Annotated in this window: 11 protein-coding genes and 3 pseudogenes; 7 read left to right on the forward strand and 7 right to left on the reverse strand. The window is 60.9% G+C overall.

The window, feature by feature from the left end; translation table 11 throughout:
* Positions 1-121: 121 nt before the first annotated feature.
* The 3 genes and pseudogenes from QDX22_RS09680 to QDX22_RS09690 all read left to right on the forward strand — a co-directional run bounded on the left by QDX22_RS09680 (position 122) and on the right by QDX22_RS09690 (position 4,013).
* Complete coding sequence (locus QDX22_RS09680; RefSeq protein ID WP_279717808.1) at positions 122-1,297, forward strand: hypothetical protein; 1,176 nt, start codon at positions 122-124, stop codon at positions 1,295-1,297.
* A gap of 36 nt (positions 1,298-1,333) precedes the next feature.
* On the forward strand, positions 1,334-2,464 hold the full coding sequence (locus tag QDX22_RS09685) for an NAD(P)/FAD-dependent oxidoreductase (protein ID WP_110101541.1): 1,131 nt from the start codon (positions 1,334-1,336) through the stop codon (positions 2,462-2,464).
* A 239-nt stretch (positions 2,465-2,703) separates the two neighbouring features.
* Positions 2,704-4,013: pseudogene (locus QDX22_RS09690) on the forward strand (ISL3 family transposase).
* 62 nt (positions 4,014-4,075) lie between these two features.
* On the opposite strand, the pseudogene QDX22_RS09695 reads toward QDX22_RS09690, so the two are convergent.
* Positions 4,076-5,072: pseudogene (locus QDX22_RS09695) on the reverse strand (IS481 family transposase).
* 133 nt (positions 5,073-5,205) lie between these two features.
* On the reverse strand, positions 5,206-6,456 hold the full coding sequence (locus tag QDX22_RS09700; RefSeq protein ID WP_122549555.1) for an IS256 family transposase: 1,251 nt from the start codon (positions 6,454-6,456) through the stop codon (positions 5,206-5,208).
* 513 nt (positions 6,457-6,969) lie between these two features.
* On the opposite strand from QDX22_RS09700, the gene QDX22_RS09705 reads away from it, so the two are divergent.
* Positions 6,970-7,644, forward strand: coding sequence for a response regulator (locus QDX22_RS09705; protein WP_233488086.1), 675 nt, complete (start codon positions 6,970-6,972; stop codon positions 7,642-7,644).
* A gap of 64 nt (positions 7,645-7,708) precedes the next feature.
* Here QDX22_RS09705 and QDX22_RS09710 read toward each other — a convergent pair whose 3' ends face one another.
* The 4 genes from QDX22_RS09710 to QDX22_RS09725 form a co-directional block, all read right to left on the reverse strand.
* Positions 7,709-8,539, reverse strand: a complete 831-nt coding sequence (locus tag QDX22_RS09710; RefSeq protein ID WP_110100060.1) for an ABC transporter ATP-binding protein — start codon at positions 8,537-8,539, stop codon at positions 7,709-7,711.
* A gap of 5 nt (positions 8,540-8,544) precedes the next feature.
* A complete protein-coding gene (locus QDX22_RS09715; RefSeq protein WP_110101739.1) occupies positions 8,545-9,618 on the reverse strand; it encodes a FecCD family ABC transporter permease in 1,074 nt (357 codons plus the stop codon).
* Complete coding sequence (locus QDX22_RS09720) at positions 9,618-10,532, reverse strand: FecCD family ABC transporter permease (protein ID WP_369860327.1); 915 nt, start codon at positions 10,530-10,532, stop codon at positions 9,618-9,620. The genes QDX22_RS09715 and QDX22_RS09720 overlap by 1 nt, the downstream gene beginning before the upstream one ends.
* 103 nt (positions 10,533-10,635) lie before the next feature.
* The gene (locus QDX22_RS09725; protein ID WP_166769840.1) at positions 10,636-11,703 is read right to left on the reverse strand and encodes an ABC transporter substrate-binding protein; all 1,068 of its coding nucleotides are present in this window, start codon (positions 11,701-11,703) and stop codon (positions 10,636-10,638) included.
* 274 nt (positions 11,704-11,977) lie between these two features.
* Here QDX22_RS09725 and QDX22_RS09730 point away from each other — a divergent pair, with 274 nt between their 5' ends.
* From QDX22_RS09730 to QDX22_RS09740, 3 genes are read left to right on the forward strand one after another with little or no spacing between them, the layout of a single operon-like run.
* Positions 11,978-13,396 (forward strand): pyridoxal phosphate-dependent decarboxylase family protein, encoded by a 1,419-nt coding sequence (locus QDX22_RS09730; protein WP_122549552.1) that lies wholly within the window; start codon positions 11,978-11,980, stop codon positions 13,394-13,396.
* Positions 13,393-14,712 (forward strand): lysine N(6)-hydroxylase/L-ornithine N(5)-oxygenase family protein, encoded by a 1,320-nt coding sequence (locus QDX22_RS09735; RefSeq protein ID WP_110101735.1) that lies wholly within the window; start codon positions 13,393-13,395, stop codon positions 14,710-14,712. Before QDX22_RS09730 ends, QDX22_RS09735 begins: the two co-directional genes overlap by 4 nt.
* The gene (locus tag QDX22_RS09740) at positions 14,709-17,081 is read left to right on the forward strand and encodes a GNAT family N-acetyltransferase (RefSeq protein WP_110100066.1); all 2,373 of its coding nucleotides are present in this window, start codon (positions 14,709-14,711) and stop codon (positions 17,079-17,081) included. Before QDX22_RS09735 ends, QDX22_RS09740 begins: the two co-directional genes overlap by 4 nt.
* Positions 17,082-17,729: 648 nt before the next feature.
* Here QDX22_RS09740 and QDX22_RS09745 read toward each other — a convergent pair.
* Positions 17,730-17,987 (reverse strand): annotated as a pseudogene (locus tag QDX22_RS09745) (transposase); the annotation flags it as partial.

The raw sequence follows: 17,987 nt of genomic DNA on the forward strand, positions 1-17,987 counted from the left end.
CATAACTATACCCCGAAGGGGTATATTCCCGGGAGGGCCTAAACCTCTCTGGGCAATCGAATGGTGTCGGTGACGGGCCAGCTGTCGACGCAGGCCCGGGCGGTGAATCTATGATGGAGTAATGACCACCGCCCCCGCAGCGTCCTCCCCACCCCGTTCGGGCTCATTTCGCATTGAATCCTGGGGTATCTGGGTAGCGATCATCGCCGGGGCGCTGGGAGCCATGGTGGGCTGGTGGTTCTTTTCCGACCAGCTCACGCCCCTGTCCGGTTTCGCGTCCGTGGGAACCGTCACCGGTATCTCTGCCGGGATCACCGCAGCGCTGGCCACGCTGATTGGCCTGTTACTCGCCTCTGCCCCCCGCCGTGGTGCGCTGGCGTGGATGCGATCCCGGGCCTGGTTCTGGCTGGTGTTGGACTGGGTTGGGCTGATCATTCTGCACGGGGCGATTGTGATGTTGGCCAGTCTGGCGCTGTTCCGGTTATTCCAGCAATCCTTCGTGGGACTCGAAATTGACGCGATTGCCGCCACCGCCATTATCGGGATCGTGGTCGCAACTGCCGGGTATTTCGGCCTCAGCTCGGCCGCGCGCGCCTCAACGCGCTCCCTTTCCAGCCTGCTGGCAGTGTTCATGGCCTCCGGCATTATCGCCGCCATGCTCCTGGCCGAAAACCCGTATTGGTGGCACGCCTTCTTCTCCGAACTCGGCACCGGCCAGGCCGGGGTGCTGTCCTTCTGGACCTTCAACACCACCCTGACCGTCTCCGGGCTGGTGCTATTTACGCTGGCCAATTTCATCTCTCAAGACTTGCGCACCTACTCCGACGTGCGTCGGTCCACGGGCAAACGTGGAGGCTCCATTTGGATGCTACGTAGCGGGCTGATGCTCATCGGTGCCTGTCTGGTGGGGATCTCGATGGTCCCCATCAATATCAATGACCCGCTGCACACACTCTTTACCCAAATTCTGGCCGCCGTGTGCCTCCTGTTATTTGCCACCATCCCGATCTGGTTACCCGGCGTGCCGGTGGTGATCTACCTGTTTTCCTACCTGATGATCGGGTTGTCGATCTTTGCGGCGGTGCTGTGGTGGCCACTGGGTTACTACAACCTCACCGGGGTGGAACTGGCCATGGCCGGAATCCTCTTCGCCTGGCTGGTGGTCTTGATCCGCGCGTTGAACGACGCCAACGGCTACGCCTCGGACCAACCGCGTCCGCGGGCCAACACGCCAGCCGGGACCTACCCCGAGGCCACACCGGCTACCACCCCGGCCCCCGCACCCGCTGACGTCTAACCCGGCACCAACACAACCTACAGGAGCACATCAACGATGGACACTGCACACGTTGTCGTTCTGGGCGCCGGCATTCAGGGGCTGATGACCGCGGTCTCGCTCGCCGACGCCGGGCATTCGGTGGTCGTGATCGACCACGACGACTCGCTGGTGGGCCCTGCCGGTCCGCGTGCGGACTTTGCCGGTCTCGGCGCCGTGATCAACCAGGTCACGACCATCGCCCGGCCCGCGCTGGAGGAATTGATCCGGCAGGGTTTGGCCGCCCACTCGCGCGTGCACGACGCAGCACTGATGCGACGGGTTGAGGACCAACAGGGCCCCAGCCCCGAGGAGTTCCAACCCTGGCTACACCTGACCGGGGTCATCGTGCTTGCCGACCGGTCTCATCCCACCGGCCCGGCAGACCAGGTAGCCAGCACCACCCTGAGTCGCGCTGACCTGGCACAGCTGGCCCCCAGCGTGCGACTCAATGCGGGCGGTGCCGAGGCGGGCCACGCTCTGCTCATCGACTCCGAGGGCTACCTGGACGATGACCGACTCATCGCCGAACTGGTCTCCCAACTCACCGAAGCCGGGGTCGCCATCGTCGCCGGACGCCTCGAATCGATGTCATCCACCGATCGGCAGGCCCACCTGCGGCTGCGGTACCGGCTACCCGCTGACCACCCCAGTGAGCCGGGCGGCTGGGGCGAGATCGAGGAAATCACCGCCGATGTGGCAATCCTCGCCTCCGATAATGTTCCGGCGACCGGCCACGAGGTGCTGGCCGTCACCGAGCCCATCGGCGTCGATCTCCACCATGTGGTGCTCACCGCTGGAGCTGCCATCCGCCCCGATACCAGCGGGCGAATCCGGGTACGCATGGCCGATCAGAGCACGCCGGAGGACATTGCCAGCCATCTCGCCGAGGTGTTAGGCGAGCGCCCCGTGGTCGAACACCTGACCACGGTGCCACAGTCTTCGGCCGATCCGGTCGCCGGGTATACCGACCAGCACCGCAGGCTCTACCACCTCAACGGCGGAGCACTCTCGCTGACACTGGCGGCGCTGTTTGCTGAGGTAGCCACCACCGAGGTGGGCGCTCGCGGACCGCACGCACGAGATCATCCCCCGGAACCGACCTACGCCGATCACCTGCTGGCTGAGTTCCGTCCCGAAATGTCATGACATTTCGGGTATTGCCACCACGTTCTCTGCGCAGAGACCCTTCTCAGGAAGCTAGCCCATGAACATCTCAAGCATTGTTCTCATTGGAGCCACGGCTGCCATCATCCTTGGCATTGGCGGCTCTTCGTAATTGAGGGTGTGGATCAGTGATTTCAGGACACGGCGTGGCGCTGTCCGGATAGACGTCGAGGTCTTCCGATGATGGAAGTTCTTACACAGTCCATCCGAAAGACCTCGACGTGTCCAAGCTTACTTTCTCATCTCCTGATCTCACGACGTTCTGCCGGCTCGACTCCCTTGACCTCACGTGCATTGGCCAGCACATCACCGGGCACAAAGCCATTCTGGAATGCCAGCCCAACACTGCCGATGACTGGTGCCGACGGTGTGGCGGACACGGGATCGTCCGCGACACCGTCGTCCGCCGCCTCGCCCACGAACCCTTCGGCCACCGGCCACCACGCTTCACATTCGCCTCCGCCGGTACAAATGCGTCGAATGCGGCCGCGTATGGCGTCAGAACACCACTGCTGCGGCGCCACCACGAGCGAAGATCTCGCGAACCGGCCTCGACTGGGCGCTGCGTGCCCTCGTCATCGACCACGACACCGTGTCCGTGATCGCAGGCAAACTCGCCGTGTCCTGGCACACCGCGAACTCCGCGATCCTCGCGCAGGGACATCGACTGCTGATCGACGACCCGGCCCGGTTCGACGGGGTCAGCGTCATTGGTGTCGACGAACACGTCTGGCGGCACACCAGGCGCGGTGACAAGTACGTCACCGTCATCATCGACCTTACTCCCATCAGCCAGAAAGCAGGCCCGGCACGCCTGCTCGACATGGTGCCCGGACGATCGAAACAGGTGTTCAAGCAATGGTTGAAAGCCCGACCGAAAGACTGGCGTGATGGCATCGACGTCGTCGCGATGGACGGATTCTCCGGCTTCAAAACAGCCTCCGTTGAGGAACTGCCCGAGGCTGTCGAAGTCATGGACCCGTTCCACGTCGTCAAACTCGCCGGTGATGCCCTCGACGAGGTACGCCGCCGCATTCAGCAGGAAACCACCGGGCATCGCGGACGAGCAACAGACCCGTTGTATCGAGCGCGCAGGACTCTGCACACCGGTGCTGATCTGCTCACGGCCAAACAGCAGGAGCGGATCGTAGACCTCTTCGCCGACGCCAACTTCACCGCCGTCGAAGTCACCTGGGCCGTCTATCAAGACATTGTGCGCGCTTACCGAACCAACGACGGCAACGAGGGCAAGAAGCTCTTACAAACAGTCATCGACGATCTGACGACGAATCTGCCGACAGGACTGGCCGAACTCAAGCGGTTAGGACGGACTCTGAAGCGTCGAGCTGCTGATATCCTGGCGTTCTTCACCCGACCGGGAACGTCGAACGGGCCTACCGAAGCGATCAATGGCAGGCTCGAACACCTACGGAGCTCAGCACTCGGCTTCCGCAACCTCACGCACTACATCGCGAGATGTCTGCTCGAGTCCGGCGGCTTCAGACCGGTTCTACACTCTCAATTACGATGAGCCGCATTGGCGCGTGGATCTCTTTTGTCGTCGGAAAAAAGCACGACACCGAAGACGATTGGCTAGTTGTACTTCCCCGCGAGGTTGTGAACGCGTTCAGCTGGGGTGAGACCTCCGATGCCGGTGTGGGGTCGGTGATGATTGTAGTGATGGAGTCAGGCCTGGTAGGGATCAGCGTGTTCGTTCTCGCTGGTGTAGGGCCCGGGGGTAAGCCGATTCCGATGCCAGAGTCTTGTTGAATCTTTCCACCGTGCCATTGGTGTGGGGTCGGTATGGCTTGGTCCGCTTGTGCTTGACACCCTCACCGAGTGCCTTGGCAATAGCGGCTGAGCGGTAGCAGGCACCGTTATCAGTTATGACCGCTTTGACAGTGTTTCCCAGATCGTTGAAGAATGCGTTAGCTCGCTTCCAAAAGCCGGCTGCGGTTTCTTTCTTCTGATCATCTAAGATCTCTGAATACGCGGCCCGGCAGTTGTCATCAACCGCGTGGTGACGATACCGGTATCCGTGAACTGGCACGGTTTTACGTGCCTGTATCTTGTTCCGTTGGGCCGCATGGTGACCCTCGCTTCCCCGGCCGTGGACTCGCCAGCCACCACTGTCTGGGATCCGGCCCTGTTTCTTAATATCGATGTGAACCAGCTCCCCTGGAGCGGCGGCTTCGTAGCGTTTGGGTTTGGGCTTGCGGACGGGAGGCCCGGTGGCCTGGTCGATATCGCAGAGCCTGGGCATGTTGTAGCGCTCCAGGACACGCCCCACAGTCGAGCGTGGGATACGCAGGTGGTAGCTGACCCGGTGTGGCCCCCACTTGCGGTTAAACCGCAGGTTAATGATTCCTTGTTCGGTCTTGGCAGGACGTTAGTTGGGAGAGGTGTGGGGCTGGGAACTACGGTCTGTCATGGGCAGTGCGGCCCGGTAACGGTCTGCCCATCGTTTGGCGGTAGCCGGTGAGCATGGGAAGCGTTCTGCGGCTTGGCGTATCGGTCATCCATCATCAACAATGAGCCCGGCGATGCGTTGAGGCCCCACCGGGCTGAAAGATGCGTTAACGTGAGTCATGAAGACCTCCGGGTTAGGTAGGAGTTGTGGTAACCCCATACTGCCCGGAGGTCTTCCCTAAATCACACCCGGTCAAGTCCTGAGTAGTGGTGTATGAGTCGTGTTCGGGGTGTGGTCTCGTTTCAGGGTGTGTTCAGGCGGGGATGGCTTCGAGGGTGGGCTCTGTGGTGCTCACCTTTTGACTGCTGGTGGGCTCGAGGGCCTGGGCTGTTTCGATGGATTCCAGCGAGAGGTATCGGCGGGCTTCTGCCCATTCATCGTGCTGCTCAGCCAGCACCGCTCCGAGCAGCCGGGTGATGGAGTCGCGGTCGGGGAAGATCCCCACGACATCGGTGCGGCGGCGGATCTCGCGGTTGAGTCTCTCGTTGGGGTTGTTGGACCAGACTTTGCGCCAGATCTGGTTGGGGAAGGCGGTGAAGGCCAGGATGTCTTCCCGGGCGGCGGCGAGGTGGTCAGCGACCTTGGGCAGCTTGGCATCGAGGTCCTCAACGACTCGGTCGAACTGGGCATGGACGGCCTCAGGGCCGGGCTGGTCATAGATGCTGTGCAGCAACGCCCGCACTGCTGGCCACTGCTGCTTGGGAGTGATGCTCATCAGGTTCGCCGCGTAGTGGGTCCTGCACCGCTGCCAGGCTGCCCCAGGCAGGGTCGCGGCCACCGCGGCCTTCAGCCCGGGGTGGGCATCAGAGGTGACCAGCTTGACCCCGGACAGGCCCCTTGCGACCAGGTCGCGGAAGAAGGAGAGCCATCCGGCTCCGTCCTCAGCAGAGGTGACCTGGATCCCGAGGATCTCACGGTATCCGTCGCTGTTGACTCCGGTAGCGATCAGCGCGTGGATGTTGATCACTCGCCCATGCTCACCGACCTTGATCACCATCGCGTCTGCGGCGACCAGGGTGTAGGGCCCGGCATCCAACGGCCGGGTGCCGAAGGCCTCGACCTGCTCATCGAGCTCGGCGGCCATGTCACTGACCTGGGACTTCGACAGGCTGGTGATCCCCAAAGAGCCGACCAGCTTGTCCATCCGGCGGGTGCTGACACCGAGGAGGTAGCAGGTGGCCACCACCGAGGTCAGAGCCCGCTCCGCGCGTTTTGTGCGCTCCAGCAGCCAGTCGGGGAAGTAGGATCCTTCCCGCAGCTTCGGCACCGCGACATCGATGGTCCCAGCCCGGGTATCGAGCTCTCGGTGCCGGTAGCCGTTGCGCCGGTTGCTCCGGGATGCATCACCGGCACCGTACTCGGCCCCACAGACCGCGTCAGCCTCGGCCGAGAGCAGGGTGTTGATGAAGATCTGCAGCAGTTCCCGAATCAGGTCCGGAAAGGCCTGCAGGACCTCTTTCTCCAGAAGGGCCTTCAGGTCGATACTGGAAGGGGTGACGGTCATCGTCGTGGCACCTTTCGAGAGTGCTGTGAGAGGTTCACTCGAAAGAACACGCGGTGGCCGTCACTGTCATTCCAACAGCCGACTCACCGAAGCTCGTACACCACTATCCCGGACGCTACTGCCGAGTACGCCCCAGCCCCAGAGAGCCTCGCGAACAGGGTCAGCAGCCTAGGTGGAACCTGTCACACACAACTCAAAGAACAGCAGTTCACCGTCACTGTGACTCTGCCGATCACATCCGCAGGCGAACAGGCGACCCTCAGATGAGGGATGCTCTACACATGAGCACCGGCTTCTCATGGGGGCATGAAGACTCTAGTTACCACGCTCTTCCTGCTGTCCACACTTGTACCGACTCCCGAAGCCCAAACGCCGCTACGAGCCCAAGAGCTCCCCCGGACAATCAACCGCACTTGTAACATCGGTCGAAGCAACCGCAGAAGCTTACGCGAAGCCGACCCAATGTAAGTTATGGCGTCTCATCAATAAGCCCAAGTATCGAAAGTACTGTCTGTGACTAGCCCGCGCCCCACTCCCTCAGAGCCGATCTCGGTCCTGGTGGTTGATGATGATAAGTGGACCACCAAGGCCATCAACATGGCATTGCAGAAAGACCCCGCAATCCGGATTGTCATCGCCGCATCGGATGGAGCTGAAGGAGTCGAGGCGTATCGCTCGTCCTCTCCCGATATTGTGCTGATGGACCTGAATATGTCCCCGGGTATGAACGGCGTGACCGCTATTGAGAAGATCCGTCAGTTCGACGCAGAAGCACGTATTATCGTGCTCACCACGGTCTCACCTGGGCCAGGGCTGGCTCGCGCTCTAGAGGCCGGCGCGTTAGCGGTCGCTCGGAAAACTGCGTCAGAAGCTGACTTGCGAAAAATCGTTCTGGCTGCCGCTCAGGGAGATGATCCAAGACTGCTGAAACGCCTAGCCCAAGACACTGTGATCAGTGGCGACCTGCTTCCTGATACGCCCGTAGTGGTTCCCCATTTGACTCCAGCCGAACGTGACATTCTCATACTCATCACAGACGGGCACGGCTACGAAGAAATCGCGAAACGCCAGGGCATCACCGTATGGACAGTCCGTTCCCATGTGAAGAAACTAAGAGAGAAACTCTACGCTGAGAACCTAGCTCAGCTCGTAGTCCGCGCCCTTCAATACCGTTACATTTCTCCCTGATGGCTCCGTGGCGAATCGGCGGAACCGGTGTATACACCGAAGGGTAAGAGCTCCCCGTTTGGGCTCATCGCCCCTTTTTACCGACCACCACGGGTGTGCCGGTTTCCTCGGGGTGCAGGACGGCTGCGTCGAGGCCGAAGATGTCGTGACAGTTGGCCTCGGTGAGCACTTCTACCGGGGCGCCGTCTTCTACGATATTGCCGTCTCGCATGGCGATGATGCGGTCACTGCAGCGGGCGGCGATATTGAGCTCGTGCAGGACCATGATAATGGTCTTGCCGGTCTGACGGTTCAGCTGCTGCAGCAGGTCGACCAGTTCGATCTGGTGGTTCAGGTCCAGGTAGGTGGTGGGCTCATCCAGCAACAGGATCTGCGAGTCCTGGGCCAAGACCATGGCAATCCAGACTCTCTGGCGCTGCCCTCCGGAGAGCTCTGAGACAGCAGTCTCAGCAAGGTCCGTGACCCCAGTCTGTTCGAGTGCCTGGTCGATGATGCGGCGGTCTTTTCGCGTCAGCCCGCCGAATACTCTGCGGTGGGCGTAGCGGCCGCGGGCGACCAGCTCAGCCACGGTGACGCCTTCGGGGACCACCGGGGTCTGGGGCAGCAGGGAGACAGTGCGGGCGAACTCCTTACTGCTGTAGCTGGTGATAGGTCTGCCAGTGACCTCGACTGAGCCGCCAGAGAGGCTGTTGAGGCGGGCGAAGGTGCGCAGCAGGGTTGATTTGCCGCAGCCGTTGGGTCCGATGATGGAGGTGACTTTCCCGCTGGGCAATTCCACGGAGACATCTTTGAGAACGGCCGGGCCGCCGTAGCCGACCGTGATGGCCTCGGCTTTCAGAACCGGCTCGGGCCCAGTTTCCTGGTGTGTGCCGGTGTCGGGGGTGAGGGTGGTCATGGGTGTTAGGTCTTTCTGATGGTTCGGGTCAGGATGATGCTCAGCAGGACGGGGACTCCGACGATTCCAGTGATCACACCGACCGGGACGGTTCGTGGCATGAGCATGGAGCCGACGACTTCGGCGGTGATGACCAGCAGTGCACCGACCAACGCTGAGCAGATGAGACTGTCGCGGCCGCGCAGCACCAGGCGGACCAGGGGGCCTGCCATGAAGCCGACGAACATGATCGGCCCGGTCAGAGCTGTGGCCCCGGCAACCAGTATCACGGCCAGGCACAGCAGTGCTCTGCGGGTGGCTGGCACGTTGACCCCGAGGCCGTGGGCCAGTTCGTCTCCGCTGGAGAGCATGTGCAGGTTCCGGGCCAGCAGCGACAGCAGCACCACACAGATGACCAGCAGCACTGCCATGTACTGGACCCGGTCCCAGGTGGCCATGCTCAGGGATCCACGGGTCCAGAGCACAGCATCTGAAGTTTGGCCGATGTGCATGCGCAGCATCATGTAGGTCACCAGGGAGGTGGCTACTGCTGAGACCCCGATGCCGACAAGGACGAACTTCACCGAGGAGGAGGCCTGTGCTCCGACCGAATGGGGGCTGCCTACTCCGTGACGGCTGCGTCGGCGGCCGCGGCTGAGCAGCCAGACAAGGATCGCTGAGCTGAACCCACCGGCAAGGGCTGCACCGACCTGGTGGATGCCATTCAGCGAGAACGAAGCCAGCCCGATGACCACAAACAGGGATGCTCCAGCAGAGACCCCGACGACATCGGGACTGGCCAGGGGGTTGCGCAGCAACAGTTGGAAGATTGTCCCGGACAGTGCGAAAGCTGCTCCGGCCAGCACTCCCAGCACCACTTTGGGCAGTCTGTCGCTCATCACGATGAACCGGGCCGGACCAGCACCGGGGATCTCTTCGCCCCCGAGGATGCGGAAGAAGTCCACGAACGCGATGGTGTAATCACCCAGCAGGACCCGGACAAGAGAGAGCCCCATCACCAGGACGGTCAGGCACGCAGCAAGGACAGGAACAGCGACCCGGCGCCTACGTGTGGAGGAATGTGATGTGACCGTGGGCATCAGACACCTACCTGTTTACGGCCGGTTCGCACCAGCATGATGAATACCGGGGCTCCGACGACCGCGGTGGCCACACCGATGGGCACCTCGGCTGGGGGCAGGATGACTCGGCCGATCACGTCGGTGCCCAACACCAGCATCGGACCCAGCAGACAGCAGGCTGGGATGATCCTGAGATAGCTGCCTCCAACAAACTTGCGTGCAATATGAGGAACCACCAGGCCCACGAAACCGATAGGCCCGGCAAGGGCCACCAGCGCGGAGCAGATCACAGCTACGCACAGGGTGATGACCCCGCGATGCAGGGCCACATTCATCCCCAGCGAGGTCGCGGACTCATCTCCCAGAGTCAGGTTGTCCAGGTTTCTGGCTTCAACGATCAGCACCAGCACCCCTAGTAGGGCGATTGCTCCCAGGATCAGGACCATCTCCCAGTCCCCGCGGTTCAGAGAGCCGACCTGCCAGAGCAGGAAAGAGCTGAGGGTCTCCTGGCTGAGCACGATGATCGCTGAGATCACCGAGGCAGCACCGACGGTGATGGCTGTTCCCACCAGCACCACGGTCAACGGGGAGTCCCCGGATTTCTCGGAGACCAGGTAGATCACGATCGCCACTCCGATGGCTCCGGTGAAGGCAGCGGCGACATAGGCCCAGGGCCCGGCCAGACCGAAGAGGTAGATGCCAAGGACCACTGCCATGGCCGCGCCGCTGTTGACACCCAGGATGCCCGGATCAGCCAGCGCGTTACGGGTCAGCCCCTGCATGGCAGCCCCGCACACAGCCAGGCCGAGCCCGACCAGGATCGCCACCGCAGTACGCGGCAGCCGGACCGAGACCGTGTCGGCAAGCTCGCCCTCTGTGGTGCCGCCGAGGAGAACATCGGCGACCGCACCGAATTCGAAGCCGACCACCACAGTGCGGGCCCCGACGGCAAGGCTGAGGAACACTGCCAGCGCCACTACCACCGGGGCCAGAAACCAGAAGAGCCTCCTGGTCAGAACAGGGCGGGTCACCAGCTCAGTTCGCTGTCTCAGCATTCTCTGCGGCTTCGATGAGCTCGTCGACGAATCCGCTTTCCTCCACCAGCCATTCCAAAGCCGCCGGTGAGGTGCCGATGGCGTTGGCCTGGTGGTTGTCGTACTGGATGATCATCGCGTCATTCTGCAAAGCTGGGATGTGCTGCAGCTGCGGGTCCTCAGGGATGGCTTCGGCCTGGGCCTGGTCATCAGCCCAGGTATAGAACAGATCCGACTCCAGCTCTGAAGCCCGCTCCGCAGAGAAGGAGCCGCTGAACTCCCCGGGGGCGAAGTCGATCTCATCCATCACCGGCGCCAGCTCGAAGCCCATGTGCTCGAACATGATCGGCCGGGTGTCATTGGGCGCGTAGATACCGACCTTCGAATCAGAATCAGGAGAAAGCCGGCCCGCCAGGATCGTCTTATCCTGCAGCACCTCGTTGTCCTCGGTGACCCCCGCCAGGGTTTCTGAGACGCGGTCGACAACCTCCTGGGCATCATCAGGACGTCCCAGGGCATCACCGATCTTCAAAGTCGCCTCATCCCACCCGGTGGTGTAGTTCTCCCCACCCTCGTCGAAGGCCACCACATCAGCGATCTCGCTGAGCTGGTCGTAGTCCTCCTGGCTCATGGCTCCGATGACGTTGACGATCAGATCGGGCTCCAGCTGAGCGATCTCGCTGAAGTTGATCCCGTCACCTTCATCGATCTGGGTCGGCATCTCTGCATCGAGCTCATCGAGCTGAGCATCGATCCAGTCAGTGGAGCCGTTCTCGTTGGTGCCCCAGGAAATCTCGCCCATGCCGGCGGGCACCACATCCAGAGACATCAGGATGTCACCGTTGATCCACCCGATGGCCACCACCGTCTCAGGCTCTTCCTCGATCGTGGTCTCCCCAAAGGCATGCTCAACGGTGCGGGGGAAAGCATCCTCTGCTGCCGCCACCCCCGTGTCGGAACCAGAGTCCTCATCCTCACCACCAGTTGCTCCGGTTGAGCATGCCGCCAAAGAAGCGGCCAGCACCACCGCACCACCGGCTGTTGACCACCGTCGAACCACACTGTTCATAACTTCCTCCATGAAGATCTCCGCTGGCGGCCCAGGCCAGCAATAGGTAAGGGGCAGCTTGCGAAATCATTATAGGCCTGCCATAAGTCCGACACAAATGTGAAGCTCATCCATGCCATAGCCTCGTCTCGACCGCCCTCTGCGCCCAACGTGTGAGCATAGGTCATATTTACGTAACCTCTCTCATTATGGTTACCCTAAGTTCATGAGTGAGCCTCAGAGCGAGTCAGCAAAGATACTGAACAGCACATCATCCGGTGAATACGAAGCCCTCATGAGTGAGGCAGCAGTCCGAATACGCAGCCACTTGGAGGGCCGCTCTCAACCAGCCACCAACTCTGCGGCTGGAGACCTGGAGGCGAGAGTGGCAGCGATCAATCTCGATAGCCCAGGCATAGGCCCCAGTGGAGCCCTTCGAGAGATTGATGAGCTGTTCCTGGCTGAAGCGGTCTGGTTCCACCATCCGCACTACATGGCGCACCTGAACTGCCCGGTGGAGATTACAGCGGTAGCGGCCGAGGCCATGCTCGCTGCTGTCAATACCTCGATGGACACCTACGATCAGTCTCGTATCGGGACGTTCATCGAACGCCACGTCGTCGACTGGATCGGGAAGAGGGTCGGCTTCTCCTCCTGTGATGGAGTGTTCACCTCGGGTGGGACGCAGTCGAACATGCAAGCTCTTCTCTTAGCCAGAGAAGCCGCACTCGGGGTGCTGCCGCAGGTTTCTAGGGCGGTGAGCCAGTCCCGCCAGGTGGTGTTCACCAGCGAAGAAAGCCACTTCAGCGTGGAGAAAGCCGCCATGGTGCTGGGCCTGGGAGCCGATGCAGCAGTGAAAGTACCAGTCGACCACGAGGGCAGAATGCGCCCGGAAGCGCTGGATGAGGCAATTCGCCGCTCCAAAAGCACCGGATTCCAGCCCATGGCCGTAGTCGCTACTGCCGGCACCACGGACCGAGGCATCATCGATCCATTGATCGATGTGGCTGATGTCACCGATGACCATGGTGTGTGGCTCCACGTAGATGCGGCCTATGGAGGCGGTCTGCTGGTCTCTGCGACTCGCCGAAGCATGCTTGAGGGCATCGAACGGGCCCGCAGCGTCACGGTGGACTTCCACAAGATGTTCTTCCAGCCCATCACCTGTTCGGTGCTGGTTATTCAGTACCCGCAGGACCTACGAGGCTCAGAATGGCACGCGGACTACCTCAACCCGGAGGGCGCGCAGGAGCCCAATCAAGTTGATAAATCCCTGCAGACCACCAGACCTTTTGACGCCCTGAAGCTCTATGCCACCCTGCGCAGTACCGGGGTTGACGGTTTGGGGAGATCGATCGATCAGGTGCTTGACCTGACCGAAAAGGCCCATGCTTTCATCACGGAACACCCTGACCTGCAGCTGTGTTCCAGCACCGATCTGTCCACCGTGTTGTTCCGCTGGCAGCCCCAGGGAGTCGACCCGGATACCGCTGCAGCGATGGTCAGTGGAATTCGGGACACGATGCAGCGCAACGGCAAGGCGATGATCGCTAAGACGGTCCTCGCCGGTCTCCCGTGCTTGAAGCTGACGCTTCTGAACCCGGCCACAACACTTGCTGATGTGAGGGCTGTTCTTGAAGACGTCGCCGATGTGGCCGAATCGCTGCACAGGGACCACCAGGTCAAACCTGCCCCAGAGGAGGTCGCAGTATGACCCAGCACCCCCAGCCCTACGACATCCTCGGTGTAGGCATCGGCCCCTTCAACCTGGGATTGGCCTGCTTGAGCCAGCCAGTGGACGGCCTCAGCACCCTTTTTCTCGATTCACGGCCGGAGTTTCGCTGGCATCCAGGGATGATGCTCCCAGAGGCAACTATCCAGGTGCCCTTCATGGCAGACCTGGTGACACTTGCGGATCCGACCTCAGAGTATTCGTTCCTGAACTGGCTCAAGATACGAGGGCGTCTATACCCCTTCTATATCCGAGAAGATGTTCATGCTCTGCGCAGTGAATTCGACCTCTACTACCGATGGGCAGCCGAGAATCTGCCGAACCTGCGGTGGGGCCATCACGTCGAAGAGATCACCTATGACCAACAGGCCGATTTCTTCCGCGTCCAAGCCATCACCCCGGAAGGAATACGCACCTTCGAGGCTCGGCACGTCGTCATCGGTGTAGGTACAGAACCGTGGGCCCCGCCGGTCTTCGGCGATGACCTCACCGGAATCATTCACTCATCGGACTACATGCACCACCGGGACGAACTTCTCGACGGTGACTCGCTGACAATCATCGGAAGCGGCCAATCAGCCGCGGAAATCTATCTCGACCTGCTCGAAACACAACCAGGCCACCAGTATCGACTCGAATGGATCACCCGGTCACCGCGGTTCTTCCCCATGGAGGACACCAAGCTCACCCTTGAGATGACCTCCCCGGAATACACCGACCATTTCCATGCCCTGCCCGAAGCCGTCCGGGACCAGCTCCAACGAGAACAGCGCGGACTATACAAGGGCATCAGCTCAGAACTGATCGCACGGATCTACGACGCTCTCTACCAGCACTCAGTACATGAGCAGATTGCCACCACATTGCTCACCGATACCGAACTGCTGGAAGCCACCAGCCGCTCGGCAGACAACCGACGAGAACTGGTCTTCCGCCACACTCAGACACAGACGACCTTCCGCCGCGAAGCCAGCCACGTCATCTGCGCGACAGGCTACCGGCCCAGAGAACCCCACTTCTTAAACCCCCTGGGCGATCTCATCACCAGAGACTCCAAAAACCGGCTCGCTGTCACTAGGGATTACCACGTGGACACTCTTGGAGGACGCATATTCGTCCAGAACGCCGAGGAACACACTCACGGGCTGACCGCCCCTGATCTGGGCATGGGCGCCTGGCGCAATGCGACCATCCTCGCCTGCATCACAGGCAAAGAGATCTATCCCATCGAGCGGAAAATAGCGTTCCAACATTTCGGCCCACTGGCTGACAACACCCCTCAGGAGCTTCCCCGATGACCACTCTTAGTTTTGACGCCCCGACCTGGCAACTCACCCACAGGTTTACCGCGCATCCCATCGACCCTCACAGGGATGCGCCGCTGCTGCATCAGTGGCTCACCCATCCTTCGGCCAAGTACTGGCAGATGCTCCACTACACCCAGAGCCAAGTCCAGCAATACCTCCAAGCAATCACTGACTCTCAGGACGAACAGGGATGGCTGCTTCACTCCGAGGCCGGACCGGTGGCCTATATCGAAACCTATAACCCCCAAGCCGTTCTGCTCACTGATGTCTTCGCCGCAGAAGACGATGACATCGGCATGCACCTACTGGTGGCTCCCGCCCCAGAAAACCCGGCCCTGAGGCAGCACGGACTGACCACACAGGTCATGGAAGCCACAGTCGAACTGTGCTTCAACACCGGCGCCCGGCGCATCGTGGTGGAACCAGACATCGAGAACACCAGAATCCACCGCAAGAACCAAGAAGCAGGGTTCCAATTCCTCAGAGAGATCGACCTTCCCGGCAAACGAGCAGCACTGAGCGTCTTAGAGAAAGACAAAACTGCCGCAGCCGGCGCAGGGCTCACAGATCACCTTGAACCTGCAGCTATGGCCGTTGCACAACGCCACCTGGTGACCAAAGCGCTCTCCGAATTCGCCCACGAAAAGCTCATCACCCCACATGCAGAGACCAGCACTGAGCAGCTCGACGACGAGACCGCAGAAGAGCAGTGGTTCAGCGTGAAAGCCGGAGAGAGCACCTACCGCTTCCAGGCTCAGCATCTAGCTCTGAGCCATTGGGAAATCGACCAAGCCAGTCTCCAGCGACTCCAGGGAGACGCAAAGACAGAACTCAACGCCCAAGAACTGATCATTGAACTCAACTCTGCCCTCGCCATTCCAGAACACCTGCTGGATACCTATCTGGAGGAGATCGCCTCCACCCTGGCCAGTGCAGCCTATAAGCACCACATCGGCGGCCCCACCGCAGAGCAGCTGGCCCGCGGCCGCAGAGACCTCGATACCGCTGGTGACTATCAGCAGACTGAAGCGTCGATGACCGAAGGACACCCCTGTTTTGTGGCCACCAACGGTCGCATCGGTTTCAGTCTCGATGACTTCCTTGCCTACGCCCCCGAAACCGGACAACGCTTCCGGTACCTCTGGCTGGCAGCCCGCCGAAACAAGACCGAAGTCACCCTCGGTAAAGGACTGGCCGAGAACCACCACTGGAACTCAGAACTCGGAACAGAAACACTCTCGAAATTCGAGCAGCAGCTCAACGATCAGGGCCTTGACCCCGCCGAGTACACGTTGATGCCGGTCCACCCGTGGCAGTTCCGACACCGGGTGGCCATCACCTTCGCCCCTGAGATCGCAAGACATGATCTGATCGTGCTGGGCGAAGCCGAGGACCTCTACCAGCCCCAGCAATCAATCCGCACCACGTTCAACCGCTCCAACCCACAGCGGTCCTACGTCAAGACCGCGCTGTCGATCCAGAACATGGGGTTCCTCAGAGGCCAATCGCCTGAGTTCATGCGGTTCGCCCCAGCCATCAGCGACTGGGTAGCCCAAACAGTACGCACCGACCCTGTACTCCAACAGATGAACTTCGACGTGCTCCGAGAACACGCCGCCATCGGTTTCACTGGAGACGTCTATCACCAGACACCACGACGGTCTGATCAGAAGAAGATGCTCTCCGTCCTCTGGCGGGAAAGTCCCATTCCCCGTCTGGAACAAGGAGAGCGGCTAATGACCATGGCCGCGTTGCTTCACCGCGACGCTGCTGGAACCGCCGTGACCCCCGAACTCATCAAACATTCCGGCCTCAGTGCCCAAGAATGGATCAGGCAGTATCTGACCAGCTACCTCGCGCCCCTGGTGCACTGCCTGGAGGCCCACGAGCTAGCCTTCATGCCCCACGGAGAGAACCTCATCCTCCGCATCCGGGAAGGCGTCGTCACTGGTGTTCTCATGAAAGACCTCGGAGAAGAGATCGGAATCCTCGGCGACCGCCCCCTGCCCCCGGAACTCGGAGAACTACGCCGCATCCAAGACCCCACCGAACACGCCCAAAGAATCTTCACCGACGTCTTCATCGGTTTCCTCCGCCACCTGGGTGCCCTTCTGCACGTCGACCGCGTACTCCCCGAGGACAAGTTCTGGGCACTGGTCTCAGAAACCATCGCCGCACAACAAGCACAGAGTCCTGGCCGGCGTCGAGTCATCGACTTCACACCAGAATCCTTCGACCAGTGCTGCCACAACCGCCTCCAGCTCAAGAACACCCTAGAGATGGTCAGCCTTGAAGACACCGCAGGATCCCTGATCTATGTAGGGCAGGTCAGCAACCCCATTGGAGAACAGCAAGCCTGATCCCCGGGAGCTAACCCTGTTGAGGCGCGGGTTAGCGTGGTAGGACAGTTCCATCGTTGGCAGCCCACGATGCCCCGAAGCGCTACAAAGACTTGCTCACGGACGGCTCCCTCACCAACAAGCTTATTGACTGTCCCGGGGTTTCTGCCGTGGTCCCCAGCTGACTAATGCCACTATTCCCCTCCGGGCGCAGACCAAGCCTTGCGAAGAAAGCACTATCTGACCACAGCCCTACAGGATCTTAGCCCGCTTTCAGCGGCTCGCCGCCTGCCACTCCTAGGAACTCATGCCTATGAGCCGACGAAGGTGCAGCGCTCTGTCTCCCTGCTAGTTCCACCCTCGATGTATTCAGCACGTAGCTGAGTTCGCTGATTTTGCATAGGAGTCGGGCCCTGAACACCCACTACAGGGAAGACAGGACTATCCGCCGACTTTCGAGGGCTCACGGAAAGGTGCCCTCGACGGTCGCACTCTCACATCTGTGGGGTATCCGTCGAGGGCACCTACGCGAGTTGGTGGGTTATGCCTGAGGTATGAGACTTCTTGAGGGAGAGACTGCCCATAGGGAGAAGCAAGCGAATGCCAGGTCAAGTCCTGAGTAGTGGTGTATGAGTCGTGTTCGGGGTGTGGTCTCGTTTCAGGGTGTGTTCAGGCGGGGATGGCTTCGAGGGTGGGCTCTGTGGTGCTCACCTTTTGACTGCTGGTGGGCTCGAGGGCCTGGGCTGTTTCGATGGATTCCAGCGAGAGGTATCGGCGGGCTTCTGCCCATTCATCGTGCTGCTCAGCCAGCACCGCTCCGACCAGCCGGGTGATGGAGTCGCGGTCGGGGAAGATCCCCACGACATCGGTGCGGCGGCGGATCTCGCGGTTGAGTCTCTCGTTGGGGTTGTTGGACCAGACTTTGCG

The sequence above is a fragment of the Auritidibacter ignavus genome, assembly GCF_029853775.1.
In the GTDB taxonomy this organism is placed as follows: Bacteria; Actinomycetota; Actinomycetes; order Actinomycetales; family Micrococcaceae; genus Auritidibacter; species Auritidibacter ignavus.